At 72.4% G+C, this 21,933-nt stretch carries 15 protein-coding genes; 9 read left to right on the top strand and 6 right to left on the bottom strand.

Going from position 1 to position 21,933, the window contains the following annotated elements; all coding sequences use genetic code 11:
• Positions 1-5: 5 nt before the first annotated feature.
• Positions 6-2,027 (bottom strand): beta-galactosidase, encoded by a 2,022-nt coding sequence (locus tag ACFY9S_RS34220; protein ID WP_391136402.1) that lies wholly within the window; start codon positions 2,025-2,027, stop codon positions 6-8.
• A 185-nt stretch (positions 2,028-2,212) separates the two neighbouring features.
• Between ACFY9S_RS34220 and ACFY9S_RS34215 the strand changes: the two genes are divergently transcribed.
• The 5 genes from ACFY9S_RS34215 (at position 2,213) to ACFY9S_RS34195 (ending at position 6,938) form a co-directional block, all read left to right on the top strand.
• Positions 2,213-3,532: an extracellular solute-binding protein gene (locus ACFY9S_RS34215; RefSeq protein ID WP_391136399.1), complete on the top strand. Its 1,320-nt coding sequence runs from the start codon at positions 2,213-2,215 to the stop codon at positions 3,530-3,532.
• Positions 3,529-4,506, top strand: coding sequence for an ABC transporter permease subunit (locus ACFY9S_RS34210; RefSeq protein ID WP_391136396.1), 978 nt, complete (start codon positions 3,529-3,531; stop codon positions 4,504-4,506). Before ACFY9S_RS34215 ends, ACFY9S_RS34210 begins: the two co-directional genes overlap by 4 nt.
• A complete protein-coding gene (locus ACFY9S_RS34205; RefSeq protein WP_391136393.1) occupies positions 4,503-5,411 on the top strand; it encodes an ABC transporter permease subunit in 909 nt (302 codons plus the stop codon). The genes ACFY9S_RS34210 and ACFY9S_RS34205 overlap by 4 nt, the downstream gene beginning before the upstream one ends.
• Positions 5,408-6,439: a substrate-binding domain-containing protein gene (locus tag ACFY9S_RS34200; RefSeq protein WP_391136390.1), complete on the top strand. Its 1,032-nt coding sequence runs from the start codon at positions 5,408-5,410 to the stop codon at positions 6,437-6,439. The genes ACFY9S_RS34205 and ACFY9S_RS34200 overlap by 4 nt, the downstream gene beginning before the upstream one ends.
• 73 nt (positions 6,440-6,512) lie before the next feature.
• Entirely contained in the window at positions 6,513-6,938 is a 426-nt protein-coding gene (locus ACFY9S_RS34195) for a MarR family transcriptional regulator (protein WP_391136388.1), read from the top strand.
• A gap of 99 nt (positions 6,939-7,037) precedes the next feature.
• Here ACFY9S_RS34195 and ACFY9S_RS34190 read toward each other — a convergent pair whose 3' ends face one another.
• Positions 7,038-7,436: an SseB family protein gene (locus ACFY9S_RS34190; protein ID WP_102913177.1), complete on the bottom strand. Its 399-nt coding sequence runs from the start codon at positions 7,434-7,436 to the stop codon at positions 7,038-7,040.
• A gap of 341 nt (positions 7,437-7,777) precedes the next feature.
• Here ACFY9S_RS34190 and ACFY9S_RS34185 point away from each other — a divergent pair, with 341 nt between their 5' ends.
• The 4 genes from ACFY9S_RS34185 to ACFY9S_RS34170 all read left to right on the top strand — a co-directional run bounded on the left by ACFY9S_RS34185 (position 7,778) and on the right by ACFY9S_RS34170 (position 14,260).
• Entirely contained in the window at positions 7,778-8,911 is a 1,134-nt protein-coding gene (locus tag ACFY9S_RS34185) for an MFS transporter (RefSeq protein ID WP_391136595.1), read from the top strand.
• Positions 8,912-8,943: 32 nt separating this feature from the next.
• A complete protein-coding gene (locus ACFY9S_RS34180; RefSeq protein ID WP_391136384.1) occupies positions 8,944-10,710 on the top strand; it encodes a beta-galactosidase in 1,767 nt (588 codons plus the stop codon).
• Positions 10,704-13,091 (top strand): beta-galactosidase, encoded by a 2,388-nt coding sequence (locus tag ACFY9S_RS34175; protein WP_391136592.1) that lies wholly within the window; start codon positions 10,704-10,706, stop codon positions 13,089-13,091. The genes ACFY9S_RS34180 and ACFY9S_RS34175 overlap by 7 nt, the downstream gene beginning before the upstream one ends.
• A 98-nt stretch (positions 13,092-13,189) precedes the next feature.
• Positions 13,190-14,260, top strand: a complete 1,071-nt coding sequence (locus tag ACFY9S_RS34170) for a substrate-binding domain-containing protein (protein WP_391136381.1) — start codon at positions 13,190-13,192, stop codon at positions 14,258-14,260.
• Positions 14,261-14,270: 10 nt separating this feature from the next.
• Here ACFY9S_RS34170 and ACFY9S_RS34165 read toward each other — a convergent pair whose 3' ends face one another.
• The 4 genes from ACFY9S_RS34165 to ACFY9S_RS34150 all read right to left on the bottom strand — a co-directional run bounded on the left by ACFY9S_RS34165 (position 14,271) and on the right by ACFY9S_RS34150 (position 21,916).
• Positions 14,271-16,238 carry a heavy metal translocating P-type ATPase gene (locus ACFY9S_RS34165; RefSeq protein ID WP_391136379.1) on the bottom strand — a complete coding sequence of 656 codons (1,968 nt, stop codon included), beginning with the start codon at positions 16,236-16,238 and terminating at the stop codon, positions 14,271-14,273.
• A gap of 109 nt (positions 16,239-16,347) precedes the next feature.
• The gene (locus tag ACFY9S_RS34160) at positions 16,348-17,787 is read right to left on the bottom strand and encodes an aldehyde dehydrogenase family protein (protein ID WP_391136375.1); all 1,440 of its coding nucleotides are present in this window, start codon (positions 17,785-17,787) and stop codon (positions 16,348-16,350) included.
• Positions 17,784-20,651: an FAD-linked oxidase C-terminal domain-containing protein gene (locus ACFY9S_RS34155; protein ID WP_391136372.1), complete on the bottom strand. Its 2,868-nt coding sequence runs from the start codon at positions 20,649-20,651 to the stop codon at positions 17,784-17,786. Before ACFY9S_RS34155 ends, ACFY9S_RS34160 begins: the two co-directional genes overlap by 4 nt.
• Entirely contained in the window at positions 20,648-21,916 is a 1,269-nt protein-coding gene (locus tag ACFY9S_RS34150) for an aminotransferase class III-fold pyridoxal phosphate-dependent enzyme (RefSeq protein ID WP_391136370.1), read from the bottom strand. Before ACFY9S_RS34150 ends, ACFY9S_RS34155 begins: the two co-directional genes overlap by 4 nt.
• Between the last annotated feature and the right edge of the window lie 17 nt (positions 21,917-21,933).

The raw sequence follows: 21,933 nt of genomic DNA, 5'->3' as shown, positions 1-21,933 counted from the left end.
TCGGTTCAGCCGTCGAGCCGGACGACCCGGACGGCTCCGGCCGGGACGGCCAGGCGGCCGACGGCGCGGTCACCGGTCAGCAGCTCGGCGCCGGGGGCCTCCAGCGGCACCTTGGCGTCGGAGCCGGTGTGGTTGACGGCGAAGAGGTAGGTGCCCGACTCGCCGGTGCGGCGGACCACTTCGACGTCCCGGGGCAGATCGGCGCGCGGGGGGATCCCGGCGTCCTCGCCCGCCCGGCCGAGCAGCGCGTCGAGGCCGTCGGCACCGAGCCGGGTGGAGACGTACCAGGCGGTGCCCTCGCCGAGGCGGTGCCGGGTGACGGCGGGCAGACCGGCGGCCAGGCCGTCGGCGTAGGCCGAGACGGTCTCGGCGCCGCGCGGTACGACGAACTCCGTCCACACGTCGGCGGACAGCTCTGTTCCGTCGAGACCGGTGACGCGCACGCGTTCGCCGGGCAGCAGCGGTGAGAACTCTTCCACGGTGAGGCCGAGGACGTCCCGCAGTGGGCCCGGGTAGGCGCCCTCGTGGACGGCGTCGTGCTGGTCGACGATGCCGGAGAAGTACGAGACGACCAGCGTGCCGCCCTGCTCGACGTACGCCTTGAGGTTGTGACCGGCCGCCTCCGTCATCAGGTACAGGGCCGGTACGACGACAAGGGGATACTTCGACAAGTCGGCTTCCGGGTGGGCGAAGTCGACGGTGAGGTGGCGGTCGTAGAGGGCCTCGTAGAAGGCGTCGGCGCGCTCGCGGGCATCGTGGTCGACGCTGGGGCGCCAGTCGAGGTTCTGCGCCCACCACGAGTGCCAGTCCCAGAGCACGGCCACGTCGGCCTCGGTGCGGGTGCCGCGGATCTCGCTCAACGCCTCGACGCTCGCACCGAGTTCGACGACCTCGCGCCACACGCGGGTGTCGGTGCCGCCGTGCGGGACCATCGCCGAGTGGAACTTCTCGGCGCCGCGCCTGGACTGGCGCCACTGGAAGAACAGGGCGCCCTCGGAGCCGCGCGCCACGTGCGCCAGGGAGTTGCGGGCCATCTGGCCGGGGGCCTTGGCGGGGTTGCGGGGCTGCCAGTTGACGCCCGAGGTGGAGTGCTCCAGCAGCAGCCAGGGAGCGCCGCCCGCCACGGAGCGGGTGAGGTCGGCGGCCATCGCCAGGTTGACGTGGGTGCGGCGGCCGTCGGTGATCAGGTAGTGGTCGTTGGTGACGAGGTCGACCTCGCGGCCCCAGGCCCAGTAGTCGACGGAGTCGCACTGGCTCAGCGCCGTCATGAAGTTGGTGGTGACCGGGACGCCGGGTGAGAGGCGGTGCAGGATGTCCCGCTCCATGCGGAAGTTCTCGCGCATGGTGGCGTCGGCGAACCGCTTGTAGTCCAGCGCCTGGCCCGGGTTGACCGCCGCGGGGGTGAGCCGGGGCGGGTTGATCTCCTCGAAGCCGGCGTAGCGCTGACCCCAGAAGGCCGTGCCCCAGGCTTCGTTGACCGCGTCGACCGTGCCGTACGTGGTCCCCAGCCAGCGGCGGAAGTGGGCGGCGCACGACTCGCAGTAGCAGGCGGAGACGGGGACGCCGTACTCGTTGTGGACGTGCCACATCGCCAGGGCCGGGTGGTCGCCGTAGCGCTCGGCGAGCTTCGTCGTGATGGCCGCGGCGGCGGTGCGGTAGTCGGCGTTGCTGTGGCAGATGGCCGCGCGGGAGCCGAACTCGTAGCGCACCCCCTCCGCGGTGACCGGCAGCGCTTCGGGATGGGCCCGGTAGAACCAGACGGGCGGGACGACGGTGGGAGTGCCGAGGTCGACGCGGACGCCGTGCTCGTGCAGCAGGTCCAGGAGCCGGTCCAGCCAGCCGAACTCGTACGTGCCGGGTGAGGGCTCCAGCAGCGCCCAGGAGAAGATCCCGACGCTCACCATCGTGACGCCGGCCTCCCGCATCAGCCGGACGTCCTCCTGCCAGACGCTCTCCGGCCACTGCTCGGGGTTGTAGTCCCCACCGAAAGCGAGCCTGGTGAGGCCCCTGGGGGTGGTCTCCGGCATGGAAGGTCTCCCGGTCGGTCGATCAAATTGGGAACGTGCACACACAGCGACGCAGTGCGCAGGCCAACATAACCGCACAGCAACAACCATTGACAAGTGTCCGGGAGGTTTCTCTACTGTGAACGCTCACAGAAGCGTGGCAGGTCCTCGCAGCAGGCGAGGACCCCAGGTCAGGGGAGAGATCCATGCCGTACACGAAGCGCCGCCGCCTCGTGAGAACCGCCGCCGCCATAGCCCTCGGCGCCAGCACCCTCGCCGCCTGCGGCTCGGACTCCGGGGACAGTGAGACCGAATCGGGCCCGGCCTCGCTGACGTACTGGACCTGGACGCCCGGCATGGACAAGGTCGTGGACCTGTGGAACAAGGGGCCGGGCAAGAAGGACCGGATCACCGTCACGGTGAAGAAGCAGGCGTCCGGTGACACCCTGGTCACCAAGATCCTCACCGCGCACAAGGCGGGCAAGGCGCCCGACCTGGTGCAGGCGGAGTACCAGGCGCTGCCCACACTGGTCAGCAACGACGCGCTCGCCGACATCTCGGGGAACGTCGGCGATGCGGAGGGCAGGTTCGCCGAAGGCGTCTGGCAGCAGACGACCCTCGGCACGGACGCGGTCTACGCGGTCCCCCAGGACATCGGGCCGATGATGTTCTACTACCGCGAGGACCTGTTCAAGGAGTACGGCCTGACGGTCCCGACCACCTGGGACGAGTTCGCCGAGACCGCCCGCAAGCTGAAGAAGGCGGCGCCGGGCAAGGACCTCACCACCTTCTCCGCCAACGACTCCGGCCTCTTCGCGGGCCTCGCCCAGCAGGCCGGCGCCAAGTGGTGGACGACGTCCGGCGACCAGTGGAAGGTCTCCATCAACGACGCGGCGACGCAGAAGGTCGCGAAGTTCTGGGGCGGCCTGGTGAAGGAGGGCGCCATCGACAACCAGCCGATGTACACGCCCGCCTGGAACAAGGCGCTCAACACCGGCAAGCAGATCGCCTGGGTCAGCGCCGTGTGGGCGCCGGGCACGCTGACCACGGCCGCGCCCGACACCAAGGGCAAGTGGGCCATGGCTCCGCTCCCCCAGTGGTCCGCGAGCGAGAACAGCACCGGCAGCTGGGGCGGCTCCTCCACCGCCGTGACCACCGACTCCGAGCACCGGGCCGCCGCCGCGAAGTTCGCCGCCTGGCTGAACACCGACAGCAAGGCCCTGAACGCGCTGGCGAAGGAGAGCGGCATCTACCCGGCCGCCACCAACGCCCAGACCAGCGGCGCCTTCCTCAAGCCCCCGGCCTACTTCGCCAACCAGGCCGACTTCTACAGCAAGGCCGCCGACATCGCCGAGACCACCGCGCCGTCCGCATGGGGTCCGAATGTGAACGTCGCCTACACCACGTTCAAGGACGCCTTCGGCGCCGCGGCGAAGAGCAAGTCGGACTTCGGCGCCGCGCTGGACGAGATGCAGGCCGACACCGTCACCGACATGAAGAAGCAGGGCTTCGAGGTCGCGGAGTGAAAAGCACGGCAAACCGGCAGTCGTACGGGGTCAAAGGGGCCCCGTACGCCCACCCGTCTCCCACCACCACCCTCAAACGAGCGCGAAGCGCCCCCTATTTTTTCCTCGTTCCCGCGACGCTCCTGTTCGCGCTGTTCTTCGCCCTGCCCATCGGCTACGCGCTCTGGCTCAGCTTCCGCAAGGTGAGGGTCTCGGGCCTCGGTCTCGGCTCCGGCGCCCGCAGCGAGATCTGGGCCGGTGCGGAGAACTACACCGACGCGCTCTCCGACAGCGAACTGCTGCACGGCACCCTGCGCGTGCTCGGCTACGGGTGCATCGTCGTGCCGGTCATGCTCGGCCTGGCCCTGCTGTTCGCGCTGATGCTCGACTCGGAGAAGGTACGGTTCGCGCCCGTCACCCGGCTCGCGATCTTCCTGCCGTACGCCATCCCCGGTGTGGTGGCGGCCCTGCTGTGGGGCTTCCTCTACCTGCCGGACGTGAGCCCCTTCTACTTCGTGCTCGACAAGCTCGGGATGCCGCAGCCGGACCTGCTGGACGGCGGGCCGCTGTTCCTGGCCCTGTCGAACATCGCGGTCTGGGGCGGCACGGGCTTCAACATGATCGTCATCTACACCGCGCTCCAGGCGATCCCGGCGGAGGTGTACGAGGCGGCGAAGCTGGACGGCGCGACCCCGGTGCAGATCGCGCTGCGGATCAAGATACCGATGGTGGCGCCCTCGCTGGTGCTGACCTTCTTCTTCTCGATCATCGCGACACTCCAGGTGTTCAACGAACCGACCACCCTCAAACCGCTCACCAACTCCGTGTCCACGACGTGGAGCCCGCTGATGAAGGTGCACCGGGACGCCTTCGGCGAGGGTGACATCCACGGGGCGGCGGCGCAGGCCGTGATCATCGCCTTCGCCACGCTCCTCCTCTCGTTCGGCTTCCTCCGGGCCGCGAACCGTCGTCAGAAGCAGGAGGCCGCCCGATGAGCTCCCTCACCGTCCCCCAGGCCGAGCCGGTGGCGGGCAGCACGCCCGGCACCGCCCAGGACCGCCCGCCGCTGCGCCGCCGGATCGCCCTGGTCCCCACGGTCACCCTGCTGCTGGGCGCGCTCTACTGCCTGCTCCCGGTCGCCTGGGTGGTCATCGCCGCCACCAAGTCCGGGCGGGAGCTGTTCTCCACCTTCACCTTCCTGCCGGGCACGGGCTTCGCCGGCAACCTCCGGGACCTCAACGCCTACCGCGACGGCGTGTACTGGCAGTGGATGGGCAACTCCGCGCTGTACGCCGGCCTCGGCGCGCTGCTGTCGACGTGCGTGTCGGCGTGCAGCGGCTACGCCCTCGCGACCTACCGTTTCCGCGGCCGCGAGACGATCTTCAACGTGCTGCTCGCGGGGGTGCTGATGCCGCCCGTGATCCTGGCCGTCCCCCAGTACCTGCTGCTGGCGAAGGCCGACCTCACCGACTCCTACCTGTCCGTCCTGCTGCCGCAGATCCTCTCGCCGTACGGCGTCTACCTCGCGCGGATCTACGCCGCTGCCGCGGTGCCCGCCGACGTGGTCGAGGCCGGGCGGATGGACGGGGCGAGCGAGTGGCGGATCTTCACGCGGGTCGCCCTGCCGATGATGATCCCCGGGATGGTGACGGTCTTCCTGTTCCAGTTCGTGGCGATCTGGAACAACTTCCTGCTGCCGTACATCATGCTCAGCGACGACGAGAAGTTCCCGATCACGCTCGGCCTGTTCACGTTGCTGGAGCAGGGCGCCAACACCCCCGCGCTGTACACCCTGGTGATCACGGGTGCCTTGCTGGCGGTGCTCCCGCTGGTCGCCCTCTTCCTGGTCGTCCAGCGGTTCTGGAGCCTGGATCTGCTCTCGGGAGCCGTAAAGTCGTGACCATGAACGCTGCGGGAGGCAGGCGCAGGCCGCCCACGATCCATGACGTGGCACGCGAGGCCGGCGTCTCGCGCGGTACCGTCTCGCGCGTCCTGAACGGCGGGCACTACGTCAGTCCGGCCGCCCAGGAGGCGGTCAACGCGGCCATCCGCAGAACGGGTTACGTCGTCAACCGGCACGCCCGCTCCCTGATCACCGGGCGGTCCGACTCGATCGGCTTCCTGCTCACGGAGCCGCAGGAGAGGTTCTTCGAGGACCCCAACTTCAATGTCCTGCTCCGCGGCTGCACCCAGGCGCTCGCCGCGCACGACATCCCGCTGCTGCTGATGCTGGCGGGCACCGAGGACGAACGGCGGCGCATCACGCGGTACATCACCGCCGGGCACGTCGACGGGGTGCTGCTGGTCTCCAGCCACTCCGGTGATCCCGTCGCCGAGCAGTTGCGCGAGGCGGGGGTGCCCCTGGTCGCGTGCGGGAAGCCGATCGGGCTGGCCTCCAAGGTGAGTTACGTGGCCGCCGACGACCGTGACGGCGCCCGCGACATGGTGCGCCATCTGCTGTCGCTCGGGCGGCGCAGGGTGGGCACGGTGACCGGCCCCCTGGACACACCCGGCGGCGTCGAGCGCCTCGCCGGCTACAAGGAGGTGCTGGCGGAGGCGGGCCTGGAGTTCGACGAGCGGCTGGTCGTCTCCGGTGACTACAGCCGGGCGAGCGGCGATGCGGGCGCCGAACACCTGCTGGCGCGGGCGCCGGACGTCGACGCGGTGTTCGTCGCCTCCGACCTCATGGCGCAGGGAGTGCTCACGGCCCTGCACCGGGCCGGGCGGCGGGTTCCCGAGGACGTGGCCGTCGGAGGTTTCGACGATTCACCGGCCGCGGTGGCCGCCCGCCCCGAGCTGACGACCATCCGGCAGCCCTGGGACCGCATCAGCAGCGAGATGGTGCGGGTGCTGCTGGCCCAGATCGGGGGCGAGGATCCGGCGGCGGTGATCCTGCCGACGGAGCTGGTGAAACGGGAGTCGACGTGACGCCGTGAGGACGGACCGGCAGCCCGTATGCATGCACGGTCATGGAACCGTGCGCCGGTGTTACCGTTCCCGTATGGCGGCGAAGACGGCTGGTGGGCAGCTCGAGGACCGGTGGCGGGGCATCCTGTCGGCGCACGCGCGCACCATGTGCGAGATCGACCGGGCGCTGCATCCGCACGGCCTCGGCGCGTCCGACTTCGAGGTCCTGGACATGCTCGCGACCGCAGCGCCCGGGGAGGGCGAGCAGTGCCGCGTGCAGAACCTCGTGGGGCGGGTCCACCTCAGTCAGAGCGCGCTGTCGCGGCTGATCGCCCGGCTGGAGAAGGACGGGCTGGTGGCGCGGTCGGTGTGCGCGGAGGACCGCCGGGGCGTGTGGGTCGCCCTGACGGCCAAGGGCCGTGGCCTGCACGCCGAGGTGCTGCCGCTGCAGCGGGCAGCACTGACCCGGGCACTGGGCGAGGAGCCGCCCAGCCCCGGATCACGCCGGTCGCCCTCCTAGGCCCGCGCGTCCGCGAAAGTCCCCGCCTGGCACACACTCGCCGCACCGGAGGCCGCGGGGCCCGCCCTCCGGGCGGACGACGGGAGCAGTGGACACGACCTACCGGGCCAGCAGGGTGCGCACCCCCTCCGAGGTCAGCGTCAGGCGGTGCTCCGAACTGCCGTCGATGGTGAGCGACAGGTCGTCGGCCGGCCACTGCGCGGCGAGAGCCCCTAGGGGCACCAGGCGGTAGCGGGAGACGAACGGCAGCAGCCCGGCCATCTCCACCTCGGAGGTGAACACGGGCACCACCGGTTCGCCGCCCGGCTGCTCCAGCACCGGCAGCGCCACCGCCGAGGGGTTGGCGGCGTCCGAGTCGTTCGCGTCGTCGGGCACGGGGATGAGCACGTCGCTGTTGGCGAGCGCGTCCAGAGCCGCCGTGTCCTCGGTGTTGTCGGAGAGGACGTCCAGAGCCCGCTGGGCGGGCGTGGGCGTGGGGTCGTTTGCGGGTGTCTCCATGGCAGATTCCCTGGTAGCGGCGGTCGTACGGCCCGCCCGGGGCATGATCCGCCCCGGGAACGGTCCTGCTCGCGTACCCGAACGGGACCGGAGCAACCCTGATGGATCTCCGGGGTTCGTGGGAGCCCGGGGGAGATCTCGTGGCGAGCCGGGGGATACCGGGCCGCCGGGGAAGCCTGGGCTGCCGGGGGCTGTCGGAACGGTTGATGTTACCGGTAACATTCCTCTCTGATCCAGACGTACGCGCCCGTGCCCTCGCCCACCCACCCGGTGGCCCGTCCTTCGGAGTCCTGGTGATCGAAGAACGCGTTGCCCGTCTCACCCCCGCGCCGCCCTTCCCCGTGTTCAGCAGGGCCGCCGTGGTGGCCTCGTGTGCCGGCTTCGTGCTCATCGGGGCGTTGCAGGCCCTGTACGGGCCGGCGATCCCGGCGCTGCGCGCGGAGTTCGGGCTGTCGCCCTCCGCCGCGGGGCTGGGACTGAGTGCTCACTTCGTCGGTGGTGTGGCCGGTGTGCTGCTGTTCGACCGGCTCTACGGGCGGGTCGGCAACCGGCGGATCCTCGGCAGCTCGTATCTGCTGATGGCCGTCGGCGCCGCCGGCTTCGCGCTGGCGCCCGACTGGCCCACCGCCCTGGCGGCGGCCCTGCTCGCCGGGCTCGGCTTCGGCGGTATCGACTACGGCCTCAACCAGCTGTTCGCCGTGGGCTTCGGCCACCGTTCGACGGCGATGCTCAACATCCTCAACGCCCACTTCGGCATCGGCGCCATCCTGGGCCCCGCCGTGATCGGTACGGTCGGCTCCGAGCACTACCCGGCCGTCTTCCTCGCCTTCGCGCTCGCCAACCTGCCGTTGGTGCTGTGTCTGCGAGGGGTACGGAGCCAGGTGCCCGTACCGGACGGGGAACGGGCCGGCGGCGAGGCCGTCCTCGGGCGGAGCCTCGGCTCGGTGCTCGCCGTCTTCGTGGTCCTCTACGTGCTGCACGTCGGCATCGAGGCCGGTGTCGGAGGCTGGGAGCCCACGCATCTGGAGACCGTCGGCTACGGCGCGGGCGTCGCCGCGACCGCCACCTCCGTGTACTGGCTGATGATGACCGTCGGCCGCTTCCTGGTCGCCCCGCTCGCGCTGCGCTTCTCCGCCCAGGCCATCATCACCGTCTCGTGCGCCGGCATGACGGTGTGTCTGCTGGCCGCGACGGTCCCGGCCCTCGCGCCCTACGCGTACGCCGGTGTCGGTCTGTTCATCGCGCCGATCTTTCCCACCGGGCTGCCCTGGCTGAACCGCGCCGCCCCGCGGGCCCGCAGGGCCGGTGCCCTGGTCATCGCTGCCTCCATGGCCGGCGGTGTCGCCGCGGGGCCGGCCCTGGGCAAGGCCATCGAGTGGTCCGGGGTCCGCGCCGTGCCGCTCCTGCTGTGCGGTGTCTCGGCCCTCTGCCTGGCCGCCACGCTCTGGCTGATCCGTGCCACCCGCTCCCGCTGACTCCACTCCTCTGTCCCGAAGGGAAGCTCCGCATGCCTGCCCTGACGACCACGCCCGACGGATTCCTGCTGCACGGCGAGCCGTTCCGGATCATCTCCGGCGCGCTGCACTACTTCCGCGTCCACCCCGGACTGTGGTCCGACCGGCTGCGCAAGGCGCGGCTGATGGGCCTCAACACGGTGGAGACGTACATTCCCTGGAACCACCACCAGCCCGAGCCCGAGGGCCCCCTGGCCCTCGACGGCTTCCTCGACCTGCCCCGTTTCCTGCGGCTCGCCCAGGACGAGGGGCTGCGGGTGCTGCTGCGTCCCGGGCCTTTCATCTGCGCCGAGTGGGACGGCGGCGGCCTGCCCGACTGGCTGACCTGCGACCCGGACATCCGGCTGCGCACCAGCGATCCCCGCTTCACCGGCGCCGTCGACCGCTACCTCGACCTCCTGCTGCCCGCGCTCCGGCCGCACCTGGCCGCGGCGGGCGGTCCCGTCATCGGCGTGCAGGTGGAGAACGAGTACGGGGCCTACGGCGACGACAGCGCCTATCTGAAGCACCTCGCCGAGGCCTTCAGGGCCCGTGGCGTCGAGGAGCTGCTGTTCACCTGCGATCAGGCCGACCCCGGGCATCTCGCCGCCGGAGGCCTGCCCGGCGTCCTGGCGACCGCGACCTTCGGCAGCCGCGTCGAGCGGTCCCTGGAGCGGCTGCGCGAGCACCGCCCCGAAGGACCGCTGTTCTGCGCCGAGTTCTGGATCGGCTGGTTCGACCACTGGGGCGGTCCGCACCACGTGCGGGACGCGGCCGACGCCGCCGCCGACCTGGACCGGCTGCTGTCCGCCGGGGCCTCCGTCAACATCTACATGTTCCACGGCGGTACCAACTTCGGCTTCGCCAACGGCGCCAACCACAAGCACGCCTACACGCCCACCGTCACGTCCTACGACTACGACGCCGCCCTCACCGAGTGCGGCGACCCGGGCCCGAAGTACCACGCCTTCCGCGAGGTCATCGCCCGCCATGCCACCGTGCCGGACGAACCCGTCCCGGGGCCGGGCCCCAAACTCCCGCCCAAAGCTGTTGAGTTGGACAGCCGGGCAGCTCTCCTGCCCCTGGCCGGCTCGCTCGCCGCAGCCGTGCGCACCGACGTGCCCGTGACCATGGACGAGCTCGGGCAGCGCACCGGCTACGCCCTCTACCGCACCACCCTCCCGGCCGACGGCGACGGGCTGCTGCACTTCGCCCGCGGGGTGGGCGACCGCGCCCAGGTCTTCGTCGACGGCGCGCCCGTCGGCGTACTGGAGAGCGAACGCCACGACGAGTCGCTGCCCGTGCGCGTGCCGCGTCCCGGTGCGACGCTGGAGGTCTTCGTCGAGAACATGGGCGGCGTCAACTACGGCCCCCGCATCGGAGCGCCCAAGGGACTGCTCGGACCGGTCTCCTTCAACGGCACGGACCTGACGGGCTGGGACTGCCGCCCGCTGCCGCTCGGCGACCTGGACGCGGTGCCGTTCGCCCCGGCCGGTGACGCGCCGCTCACCGTGCCGGCCTTCCACCGCGGCACCTTCGACGTCGGCACACCCGCCGACGCCTTCCTCTCCCTGCCCGGCTGGTCGAAGGGACAGGCCTGGGTCAACGGCTTCCACCTGGGCCGCTACTGGAACCGCGGCCCGCAGCGCACGCTGTACGTCCCCGCGCCGGTGCTGCGTCCGGGCTCCAACGACCTCGTCCTGCTGGAGCTGCAGGGCTCCACCGCCACCGGTGCCCTGCTCACCGACACCCCCGACCTCGGCCCGGAGAACACCTGGTGACGCATCTCCTGCGCGTGCCCCCGCCCGCCGCTCCCCCGCTGACCGGCCACCTGCCCTTCACGGACGCGCCGGGCGTGCCCGACCCGATCGAGGTCACCAGCCGATGGCTCACCAGGGGCGGCCGCCCCTGGTTTCCGGTGTCCGGCGAGTTCCACTACTCCCGCTACGCGAACGGGCAATGGGAGGAGGAGCTGCTGAAGATGAAGGCGGGCGGGGTGACCGCCGTCGCCTCCTACGTCATCTGGATCCACCACGAGGAGGCCGAGGGCCGGGTCCGCTTCGACGGCGACCGCGACCTCAGGCGCTTCGCCGAGCTCTGTGCCCGCCACGGCCTGGACTTCATCCCCCGGATCGGCCCCTGGTCCCACGCCGAGGTCCGCAACGGCGGCCTGCCCGACTGGCTCCTGACCCGCGCCCGCGCACCGCGCACCGACGACCCGGCCTATCTGGGCCCCGTCCGCACCTGGTTCTCACAGATCGCGGGGCAGCTGAGGGGCCTGGAGCGGGCGCACGGCGGCCCGATCGTCGCCATCCAGGTCGAGAACGAGCTGTACGACCGACCGGGCCATCTGCGCACGCTCAAACGGCTCGCCCAGGAGGCCGGGCTGAGCGCGCCGCTGTGGACGTCGACCGCCTGGGGCGGGGTCAGGCTCCCGGGCGAGGACCTGCTCCCGCTGTACGGCGGCTACTCCGAGGCGTTCTGGACGGCGGCCGACGGCGGCTGGCCCGACACCTGCCGCAAGCACTTCTTCTTCACCCACGAGCGCGACGACGAGGGCATCGGCGCCGATCTGCGGCCCACGTCCGTGCGCGGGGCCGGCCCGGCTCCGACGGACCGCTTCCCCTGGGCCACCTGCGAGCTGGGCGGCGGCATGGCGGCGGCCTATCACCGGCGGCCGAGGGTTGACGCCGCCGATGTCGGGGCCCTCGGGCTGACCAAGGTCGGCTGCGGGTCGGTGTGGCAGGGCTACTACATGTTCCACGGCGGCACGAACCCGGCCGGCGAGCTGACCTCCCTGCAGGAGTCGCACGCCACCGGCTACCCCAACGACCTGCCCGTCCTGACCTACGACTTCCAGGCCCCGCTCGGCGAGTACGGGCAGGTGCGGCCCTCCTACCACGAACTGCGCCTCCAGCACCTGCTGCTGGCGGAGCTGGGGCACCGGATCGCGCCCATGCGGTCCGTGCTGCCCGAGCAGTCGCCGGCCGGGCAGCACGACCGGGACACCCTGCGCTGGGCCGTGCGGACCGACGGCAGTTGCGGCTTCCTGTTCGTGACCAACCACCAGCCGCACGAGCCGCTGCCGGACCACCCGGACACGGCCTTCACGATCGACTTCCCTCTCGCGCCCCCGCTGACGCTGCCGAGCACTCCCGTCACCGTCCCCTCCGGCGCGTACTTCTGCTGGCCGCTCCGGCTGGACGTGGCCGGACTGCGGCTGGAGTGGGCCACTGCGCAGCCCGTGTGCACCGTCGAGGCGGACGGCCGTACGGTCCTGGTGCTGTCCGCGACGGACGGCATCGCCCCCGAACTCGCCCTGGACGCCGACACGGTGACGTCCGTCGCCGCGCCGTCCGGGGAGATCACGCCGGTCGGCGGGCGGGTCCTGGTCAGCGGAGTGCGGCCGGGCACCGACGCCCTGGTCGAGGTGGAGGCGGCCGACGGTTCACGCGTCGGCCTGCTCGTCCTGGACGCGGCGACGGCCCGGACCGTCTACCGGGGCCGGGCGTGGGGTGCCGAACGGCTGGTGCTGTGCGGGGACGGTGTCGTCTTCGACGAGCACCGCGGCGAGGTGCGGCTGCACAGCCCGGCCGTCGAGCCCTCGTTCGCGGTGCTGCCCGCACCGGATTCCGCCCTGGTGGTGGAGGGAGCCCGGGTACGGGAGGCGGCCGACGGTGTGTTCACGCGCTACACCCTCGACGCCGGGCCGCCGGCGGGCACCGTCGCGACCGTGACGTCCGTCAGGCCCGGCGGCCCGCCGCCCGAGCCGGTGACCGGCATACAGGGCCGGGCGAGTGTGCCGGGCGAGAAGGACGTGGACGCGGCGGCCGCCGAGTACCGGGTCGACGTACCGGAGGACCTGCTTCGGAGCCCCTCGGGTGTGCTGTTGCGGCTGCGCTGGACGGGGGACCTGGCACGGGCCTACGTGGGAGACGCCCTGGTCGCCGACCAGTTCTGGTCGGGGCGGGTCTGGGACATCGGGCTGGACCGGCTGCCGGGCCGGGCGCTGCGCGCGGAGGGCCTGCGGCTGAAGGTGCTGCCGCTCGCCCCGGACGCGCCGGTGCACGTGCCGGGGCAGCCGGATGACACCTGGCGGGAGGCGCGGGTGCTGGACGCCACGTGGGTGGTCACGCGACGCTGGACGGTCCGCAGCGGCTGAAGACGCCCGGGCGCACCATCCGGCCTATGCTGTGCTCCTGCCGGGCGGGTTCAGGACCGCCGCCAGGACCGCCGTACCGACGCCGAGGATCACCCGCCATGACACCGAGCGCCCCCGACGGCCCCGGGCCCAAGGGCCGCAGCAGGCGCAACTTCGCGGGAGCGCGGCCGGTGATGGCCGACGTGGCCCGGATGGCCGGGGTCTCCAAGCAGACCGTCTCACGGGTGCTGAACGACCATCCGGCCGTCCGCCGCGAGACACGCGAGGCGGTCCTGGAGGCCATGCGCACGCTCGGCTACCGGCCCAGCCGCAGTGCGCGGTCCCTGGCCAGTGGCAGGACCCGGATGCTCGGGGTCATCTCCTTCGACGCCGCCCGCTACGGGCCCGCCTCGATCCTGACCGCGATCAACACGGCGGCCCAGGAGGCCGGTTACCTCGTCAGCTCCATCGCCCTCGACACCGCCGACCACGACACCGTCGTCGAGGCCGTCGACCGGCTGTCGGCCGAGGGCGCGGACGGGGTGATCGCGATCGCGCCGCAGCTGTGGGTGGGGCGGGCTCTGGCCGAGACGTCCGGTCTGGGTACTCCCCTGGTGGTGCTGGAGAGCGCGCTCGACGAGGAAACTCCCCTGATCACCGGCGACTCGCGCACCGGCGCCCGCAAGGCCACCGAGCACCTCCTCGGCCTCGGACACCCCACCGTGTGGCACATCGCCGGTCCTACCGGCTGGACCTCGGCCGACCACCGGCTGGCGAGCTGGCAGGCGACGCTCCGGGCCGCCGGTGCCGCCGTGCCGGCCCCCCTCGTCGGGGACTGGAGCGCCGGATCCGGCTACGACCTGGGCCGTTCGCTGGCCCGGCGCCCCGACGTGACGGCGGTGTTCGTCTCCAACGACCAGATGGCGCTGGGTGTGCTGCACGCCCTGCACGAGTCCGGGCGGCCCGTTCCCGGGGACGTCAGCGTCGTCGGCTACGACGACATCCCCGAGGCCGCACATTTCCTGCCCCCGCTGACCACCGTCCGCACCGACTTCGCGGAGATCGGCACCCGTTCGCTGCGACTGCTCCTCGACCGGATCGAGGGCCCGGCCGAGCGTCCCGGCGTCGGCACCCTCGTCCCCGTGGATCTCGTGGTGCGGGCCAGCAGCGGTCCCGCACCGGTGCGCTGAGGGGCGTTGGTCAGCCGTTTCCCTCGGCGGTGGCCCGCTGCCAGGCCCCTTCCCTCAGCAGCCGCAGTCCGTTCAGGCCGACCAGGACCGTGGAGCCCTCGTGGCCCGCGACGCCCAGCGGCAGCGGCAGGTCACCGGCCAGGTCCCAGACGACGAGTCCGGCGATGAACACCCCGGCGATGACGAGGTTCTGCACGACCAGCCCGCGCGCCCGGCGGGACAGGGCGACGGTGGCGGGGACCGCGGCGAGTTCGTCGCGCACGATGACGGCGTCCGCGGTCTCCAGGGCCAGGTCGGACCCGGCCCTGCCCATGGCGATCCCGGTGTGCGCGGCGGCCAGGGCGGGTGCGTCGTTGACGCCGTCCCCGACGACCAGCACCTTGCGGCCCGCGCTCTCCATCTCCTGGACGGCGGCCAGCTTGTCCTGCGGCAGCAGCCCGGCGCGCACGTCGTCGATGCCGGCCTCGGCGGCGAGGCGGGCCGCGGCGCGGGGGTTGTCGCCGGTGAGGAGCACCGGGGCGGTGCCGGTGAGTGCGGCGAGGGAGGTGACCGTGGCGGCGGCGTCCGGGCGCAGCCGGTCGGCGATGCCGAGCAGTCCGGCGGGGGTGCCGTCGACGACGACCAGGACGGCGGTCCGGCCGGACTCCTCGAGTTCCGCGGCGGCACCGGGGGTGTCGTCCAGCAGCCGGGCGGGTGCGCCCACCGCGACCGTGCGGCCGTCGACGACGGCGGTGACGCCGACGCCGGGTGCGGAGGTGAAGTCCCGCGCGCCCGGCAGGTCGAGGCCACGGTCGCGGGCCGCTTCCACCACCGCCCGGGCCAGCGGGTGTTCGCTGGGCCGCTCGGCGGCGGCCGCCAGCGTCAGCAGCGCGTCCTCGTCCAGGGCGGATCCGGGCAGCGGCCGGACGTCCGTGACCCGCGGGCTCCCCTCCGTGAGCGTGCCGGTCTTGTCCAGGGCGACCGCGTCCACCTGGCCGAGCCGCTCCATCACCACGGCCGACTTCACGAGCACGCCGTGCCGTCCGGCGTTGGCGATGGCCGACAGCAGCGGCGGCATGGTGGCCAGCACGACCGCGCACGGGGAGGCGACGATCATGAAGGTCATGGCGCGCAGCAGTGCGTCGGTGAGCTGTGCGCCGAAGGCGATCGGCACCAGGAAGACGGCGAGGGTCGCGGCCACCATGCCGAGTGAGTAGCGCTGTTCGACCTTCTCGATGAACAGCTGCGTGGGTGCCTTGGTCTCGGAGGCCTCCTGGACCATGCGCACGATCCGGGCGATCACCGAGTCGGAGGCGTCGCGCTCCACCCGGATCCGGAGTGCGCCGGTGCCGTTGAGGGTGCCGGCGAAGACCTCGTCGCCCGGCTCCTTGGGCACGGGCAGCGGCTCGCCGGTGATGGTCGCCTGGTCCACCTCGCTCGCCCCGTCCAGCACCCGGCCGTCGGCGCCGACGCGCTCCCCGGGGCGTACGAGGACGGTGTCACCGACCGCCAGCTCCTCGACGGATACGGCCTGTTCACCGCCGTCGGGGCTGAGCCGGGTGGCCGTGGCGGGGGCAAGGTCGAGCAGGCCGCGGACGGAGTCGGCGGTGCGGGCCGTGGCCAGGGCCTCCAGCGCGCCGGAGGTGGCGAAGATGACGATGAGCAGGGCGCCGTCCATGACCTGCCCGATCGCGGCCGCGCCGAGGGCGGCCACGACCATCAGCAGGTCGACGTCGAGGGTGCGCTCCTTCAGCGCCTTGAGCCCCTCCCAGCCCGGTTCCCAGCCGCCCGTGGCGTACGCCAGGGCGTACAGCGGCCCCCAGGCCCAGGCCGGGGCGCCGGTCAGCTGCAAGGGCAGGGCGAGCAGGAAGAGGACCGTGGCCGCGGCGGCCCAGCGTGCCTCGGGGAGTGCGAGGACGCGGGTACGCCGCCGGGCCACCGTCCCGGTGCGTGCGGGCTTCGGCCGTTCGACCGGCTGAGGCGCGAGCGTGGAGGTCATCAGGGGGTCCTTCTGGCGGGGGCGCGTCGGCGCCCCTCACCATACAGGAACACATGAAGACTCATTCATGCCTTCATGTGGATGCCGTGTCACGGCACAGGTCCCGGCGTCATCGCACGGGCACCGCCACGTACTGGTACTCCAGGAACTCGTCGATCCCCACCCGGCCGCCCTCGCGTCCGAGCCCGGACTGCTTGACCCCGCCGAACGGAGCCGCCGGGTTGGAGACGAGGCCGGTGTTCAGGCCGACCATGCCCACCTCCAGGCCTTCGCTGACCCGCAGCCCGCGGTCCAGGCCCTGGGTGAACACGTAACCGACGAGACCCCAGGGCGTGTCGTTGGCGCGGCGCAGGACCTCGTCCTCGTCGTCGAAGGTGAGGATCGCAGCGACCGGGCCGAAGATCTCGGTGTCCATCAGGCGGCTGCCGGGGTCGACGCCGGCCAGTACGGTCGGCGGATAGAAGTTGCCGGGCCCTTCGGGCGTACGTCCGCCGACGAGCACCTCGGCGCCGCGCTCCACCGCGTCGGCGACGAGTTCCTCCACCTTGGCGCGTCCGTTGGCGTCGATCAGCGGGCCCACGTCGACACCGCTGCGGGTGCCGGGGCCCACCACGAGCGCGCCCATCCGCTCGGCGAGCCGCCGCCCGAACTCCTCAACCACCGACCGGTGGACGAAGAAGCGGTTCGCGGCCGTGCAGGCCTCGCCCATGTTCCGCATCTTGGCGACCATCGCCGCGTCCACCGCCACGTCCAGGTCGGCGTCGTCGAAGACGATGAACGGTGCGTTGCCGCCCAGTTCCATCGACGTCCGCACGACAGTGTCGGCGCACTGGGCGAGCAGCAGCCGTCCGACGCCCGTCGAGCCGGTGAAGGAGAGCTTGCGGATCCGGCCGCCGCGCAACAGCGGCTCGCACACCTCGCCGGCGCGGGAGGTGGTGACGACGTTCAGCACACCGTCCGGCAGGCCCGCCTCCTTGAGGATCCCGGCCAGCGCGAGGCTGGAGAGCGGGGTCTGCGGGGCGGGCTTGAGGATCATGGTGCAGCCGGCGGCGATCGCGGGGCCGATCTTGCGGGTGCCCATGGCCAGCGGGAAGTTCCACGGCGTGACCAGCAGGCAGGGGCCGACCGGGCGGCGGGAGAGCAGCATGCGGTTGCGGCCGTCGGGCAGGGTGCCGCAGCCGCCGTCGATCCGGACGGCCTCCTCGGAGAACCAGCGGAAGAACTCGGCGGCGTACGCCACCTCTCCCCTGGCCTCGGCGAGCGGCTTGCCCATCTCGGACGTCATGAGGTGGGCGAGCTCGTCGGTGCGTTCCAGGATGAGCTCGTAGGCGCGGCGCAGGATCTCACTGCGCGCCCGGGGTGCCGTACGCGCCCAGTCCTGCTGGGCCTGGACGGCGGCCTCCTCGGCGAGCCGGGCGTCCTTCGGGCCGGCGTCGGCGACGTGACAGAGGATCTCACCGGTGGCGGGGTCGTCGACGGGCATCGTGGCACCGTCCGCGGCGTCCGTCCAGGCACCGCCGATGAACAACTGAGTCAGTACCTCGGTCATGTCGTTTCTCCTGGTTGATCGGCGGCGGGGTCGAGGAGTTCGGCGAGGTGCCGGGCCCGGATGCCGCGGTCGCCGGCGAGGTGGTCGATCTGGGTGGCGCAGCTGAAGCCGTCGGCGACGACGGGTCGTCCGCCGAGTTCATCGAGGCGGGGCTTGAGGGCCAGATCGGCGACAGCGACGGAGGTGTCGTAGTGCTGGGCCTCGAAGCCGAAGTTGCCGGCCAGGCCGCAGCACCCCTCCGCCTCGTCGACCGCCCGCACGCCCAGGCGGCGCAGCAGGTCGGCGGGGCGGTGGCCCTTGAAGGTGGCGTACTCGTGGCAATGGGTCTGCAGCACGACGTTCTCGGGCAGGGGCGGCGGGGTCCAGTTCTGGTCGGCCAGGTCGGTGAGCGCCCCGGTGAAGGTCCGCACACGGTCCGCCACCCGCTGCGCGGCCTCGGTCCCGAGGAGTTCCGGCACGTCGCGCCTGAGGGCGGCGGCGCAGCTGGGTTCGGCCACGATGATCGGCCGGTCGTCGCCGTTGTCCAGGGCGGCGACGGTGCGGGCCATGATCCTGCGGGCCGTGGACAGCTGGCCGGTGCTGACCCAGGTCAGTCCGCAGCACAGGCCGTCCTGCGGTGTGCAGGGGATGCCGGCGTCGGCGAGCACGCGGCTCGCCGCTCCCGCGACCTGGGGACGGAAGGCGCGGGTGAAGCTGTCGACGAAGAGGATCGCCTTGGCGGGTCCTGAGGGCTTCGCCGCACGGAGGGTCCTGCGCAGGGCGCGCCGGGAGGTGAAGGCGGGGATCCTGCGCCTGGTCGTCACTCCGCCCAGGCGGGCCAGCAGCTTCCCGACCGGCCCGCGCAGCACGAGGTTGACCGGCCGGGCCACGAACCCGGCCAGCGCCGAGGTCAGGGGCAGCCAGCCCAGCGAGTAGTGGGAGCGGGGGCGCAGGCGGCCCTTGTAGTGCTGGTGGAGGAACTCCGCCTTGTAGGTGGCCATGTCGACGCCGACCGGGCAGTCGCTGGAGCAGGCCTTGCACGACAGGCACAGATCCAGCGCGTCGCGTACTTCGGTCGAGCGCCAGCCGTCGGTGACGGCCTCGCCGCGCACCATCTCCTGGAGCATGCGGGCCCGGCCGCGGGTGGAGTCGTTCTCCTCGCCCGTGGCCCGGTAGCTGGGGCACATCACCCCGCCCGCGTCCGAGCGGCAGCGGCCGACACCGACACACCGGCGTACCGCGCCGACGAAGCCGTCCTCGTCGTGCGGGAAGCCGAACGTCGTGTCCAGCAACGGCAGTTCACGCAGCGCGAAGTCACTGTCGAGGGGGGCCGGGTCGATGATGACACCGGGGTTGAGCAGCCCGTCGGGGTCGAAGACCTTCTTGAAGGCGGCGAACGCGGCGATCATGCGGTGGCTGTACATCACCTGCAGCAGCTCACTGCGGGCGCGTCCGTCACCGTGTTCACCGGACAGGGTGCCGCCGTGCTCGACGACCAGGGCGGCGGCCTCGGTGACGAAGCGGCGCATGACCGTCCGGCCGGTATCGGTGGCCGTGTCGAAATCGATGCGCACATGCACACAGCCGGCGCCGAAGTGCCCGTACAGCACACCGGTCAGCTGGTGCGAGACGAGCAGCTTGCGGAAGTCGCGCAGGTAGCCGGCCAGGTCCTCCGGGGCGACGGCCGCGTCCTCCCACCCGGGCCAGGACTCCCCGCCGTCCACCAGCCGCGCCGCGAGCCCGGCCCCGTCCTCACGCACCCGCCACAGCGAGCGGCGCTCCGCCGGGCTCTCCACGATCCGGCCCCCGGTAAGCCGGCCCTGCGCCTTGAGGGCATCCAGCAGCTCGGCGGCCCGCGCGTCGACCACGCTCTGGTCGTCGCCTTCGAGCTCGACGTACAGCCAGGCCCGGCCCTCGGGCAGGCCCGTCACGGAGTCCGCGCCCCGGCGGGCGCGCATGGTGGCGACGATCGCCTCGTCCATGCCCTCCACGGCGCTCGGCGCGAAGCGCAGGATCTCCGGCACGTCCTCGGCCGCCTCGACCACGTCGTCGTAGCCGAGGGTGAGGAGTGTGGATGCCTGTGCGGTCGCCACCAGGCGGACCGTCGCGGCGGTGACGACCGCACAGGTGCCTTCGGTGCCCACCAGGGCGCGGGCCACGCCGAAGCCGTTCTCCGGCAGGAGGTGGTGGAGCTGGTAGCCCGAGACCTGACGCGGGATACGCCCCAGCTCGGTGCGGATCGGCGCCAGATTCTCCTCCACCAGGCGCTTGAGATCCGCCTCGAGACGGGCGACGAGCTCGACATCCGCCGGGTCGACCGGGTGCAGCCCCGCGTGATCGGCCACGGCCCGCACGCCGTCGGCCGTCACGATCTCCAGCGCCACGACATGGCCGCTGGTACGCCCGTCGCGCACCGACCGGTTGCCGCACGCGTCGTTGCCGATCATCCCGCCCAGCGTGCAGCGGCTGTGCGAGGACGGATCCGGCCCGAAGTCCAGCCCGTGCAACGCGGTCGCGCCGCGCAGGGCGTCCAGGACCACACCGGCCTCGACCCGGGCGGTACGCGCCTGGGGGTCGATGTCCAGGATCCGGTTCATGTACCGGGAGAAGTCCAGGACCGCACCCGGCCCGACGGCGTTTCCCGCCATGCTCGTGCCGCCGCCCCGGGCCGTGACCGGCACACCCGCCTCACGGCAGGCCCGCAGCACCGCGACCACATCGTCGGCGGTGCGCGGGAAGACCACCGCCCGCGGCGGCACACGGTAGTTGGACGCGTCGTAGGCGTAGGCGCCGGTGGCTCCGGGGCCGGCCTCCACCCGCAGACCGGGCGCGAGCTCGGCGAGGCGCGCCGTGAGACCCGCCGGGTCGCGGGTGGCGGTGGTCATCGGTCTCCGGCTCCCGACGTGCCGGACTCGACCGCGTTCGCCCAGGCCTGGAGACCCTCGTCGACACCCGCCTCGTCGATCACGAGCGCCGGGATCATGCGGACGACCTGGTTCGAGGCGCCGCACAGCAGCAGGAGCAGGCCCTCGTCGATCGCGGCGCGCTGCACCCGGGCGGCGGTCTCGGGGTCGGGGCTGCCGTCCTCGGTGACGAACTCGGTGGCGAGCATGAGGCCGAGGCCGCGGACGTCGCCGATGCCCGGGGTCCGGTCGGCCACGGCCTCCAGGCCCTGGCGGAGCCGCTTGCCCATGGCCTCGGCGTTCTCGACGAGCTTCTCGTCGCGCACGACGTCGAGCGTCGCGCAGGCGGCGGCGCAGGCGACGGCGTTGGCGCCGTACGTGCCGCCCTGCGAGCCGGGCCACGCCTTGGTCATCAGTTCCTCGGAGGCGGCGATGCCGGAGAGTGGGAAGCCGCTGGCCAGACCCTTGGCCGTGACGAGGATGTCCGGGGTGACGCCGAAGTGGTCGTGGCCCCAGAAGCGGCCGGTGCGGCCGACACCGGTCTGCACCTCGTCGAGGATCAGCAGGAAGCCGTGCCGGTCCGCCCGTTCCCGCAGGCCTTCCAGGAAGGCGCGGTTCGCGGGGACGTAGCCGCCCTCACCGAGGACCGGCTCGACGATGATCGCTGCCGTGTCGGCGGGCGACGAGATCGTCTGGAGGGTGTAGTCGAGCTCCTTCAGCGCGAAGCGGGTGGCGGTCTCCTCGTCCCAGCCGTACCGGAAGGCCGTCGGGAACGGGGTGACGACCACGCCGCTCATCAGCGGCGAGAACCCCGACCGGAAGCGGATGCCGGAGGTGGTCATGGAGGCGGCGGCGACCGTGCGGCCGTGGAAGCCGCCGTGGCAGACGATGACGTTCGGCCGGCCGGTGGCCTGGCGGGCCAGCCGCAGCGCCGACTCGACGGCCTCGCTCCCGGAGTTCGAGAAGAACAGGCTGTCCAGGCCGGCCGGCAGTACCTCGCCGAGCTTGTCGACCAGGCGGCGCAGCGGCTGGTGCATCACGGTCGTGTACTGGCCGTGGATCAGCGTGCCCACCTGCTCCTGCGCCGCCGCCACGACCTTGGGGTGACAGTGCCCGGTGCTGGTGACGCCGATGCCGGCGGTGAAATCGAGGTAGCGGCGGCCGTCCTCACCGTAGAGGTGGACGCCCTCGCCCCGGGCCGCCACGACGGGCGTGGCCTGGCGAAGGTGCGGCGACAGTGCGGTCATGGTGTCTCCCGGCCGTA

It is taken from the genome of Streptomyces sp. NPDC012474 (genome assembly GCF_042955185.1).
GTDB lineage: Bacteria > Actinomycetota > Actinomycetes > Streptomycetales > Streptomycetaceae > Streptomyces > Streptomyces cahuitamycinicus.
Note: the sequence above shows the minus strand (reverse complement) of the source record. Positions and strands in the feature narration are given on the sequence as shown.

Coding starts and splice junctions, on each gene's coding strand:
- ACFY9S_RS34220 (WP_391136402.1), bottom strand. CDS start 2,027: ATGCCGGAGACCACCCCCAGGGGCCTCACCAGGCTCGCTTTCGGTGGG.
- ACFY9S_RS34215 (WP_391136399.1), top strand. CDS start 2,213: ATGCCGTACACGAAGCGCCGCCGCCTCGTGAGAACCGCCGCCGCCATA.
- ACFY9S_RS34205 (WP_391136393.1), top strand. CDS start 4,503: ATGAGCTCCCTCACCGTCCCCCAGGCCGAGCCGGTGGCGGGCAGCACG.
- ACFY9S_RS34195 (WP_391136388.1), top strand. CDS start 6,513: ATGGCGGCGAAGACGGCTGGTGGGCAGCTCGAGGACCGGTGGCGGGGC.
- ACFY9S_RS34190 (WP_102913177.1), bottom strand. CDS start 7,436: ATGGAGACACCCGCAAACGACCCCACGCCCACGCCCGCCCAGCGGGCT.
- ACFY9S_RS34180 (WP_391136384.1), top strand. CDS start 8,944: ATGCCTGCCCTGACGACCACGCCCGACGGATTCCTGCTGCACGGCGAG.
- ACFY9S_RS34170 (WP_391136381.1), top strand. CDS start 13,190: ATGACACCGAGCGCCCCCGACGGCCCCGGGCCCAAGGGCCGCAGCAGG.
- ACFY9S_RS34165 (WP_391136379.1), bottom strand. CDS start 16,238: ATGACCTCCACGCTCGCGCCTCAGCCGGTCGAACGGCCGAAGCCCGCA.
- ACFY9S_RS34160 (WP_391136375.1), bottom strand. CDS start 17,787: ATGACCGAGGTACTGACTCAGTTGTTCATCGGCGGTGCCTGGACGGAC.
- ACFY9S_RS34155 (WP_391136372.1), bottom strand. CDS start 20,651: ATGACCACCGCCACCCGCGACCCGGCGGGTCTCACGGCGCGCCTCGCC.
- ACFY9S_RS34150 (WP_391136370.1), bottom strand. CDS start 21,916: ATGACCGCACTGTCGCCGCACCTTCGCCAGGCCACGCCCGTCGTGGCG.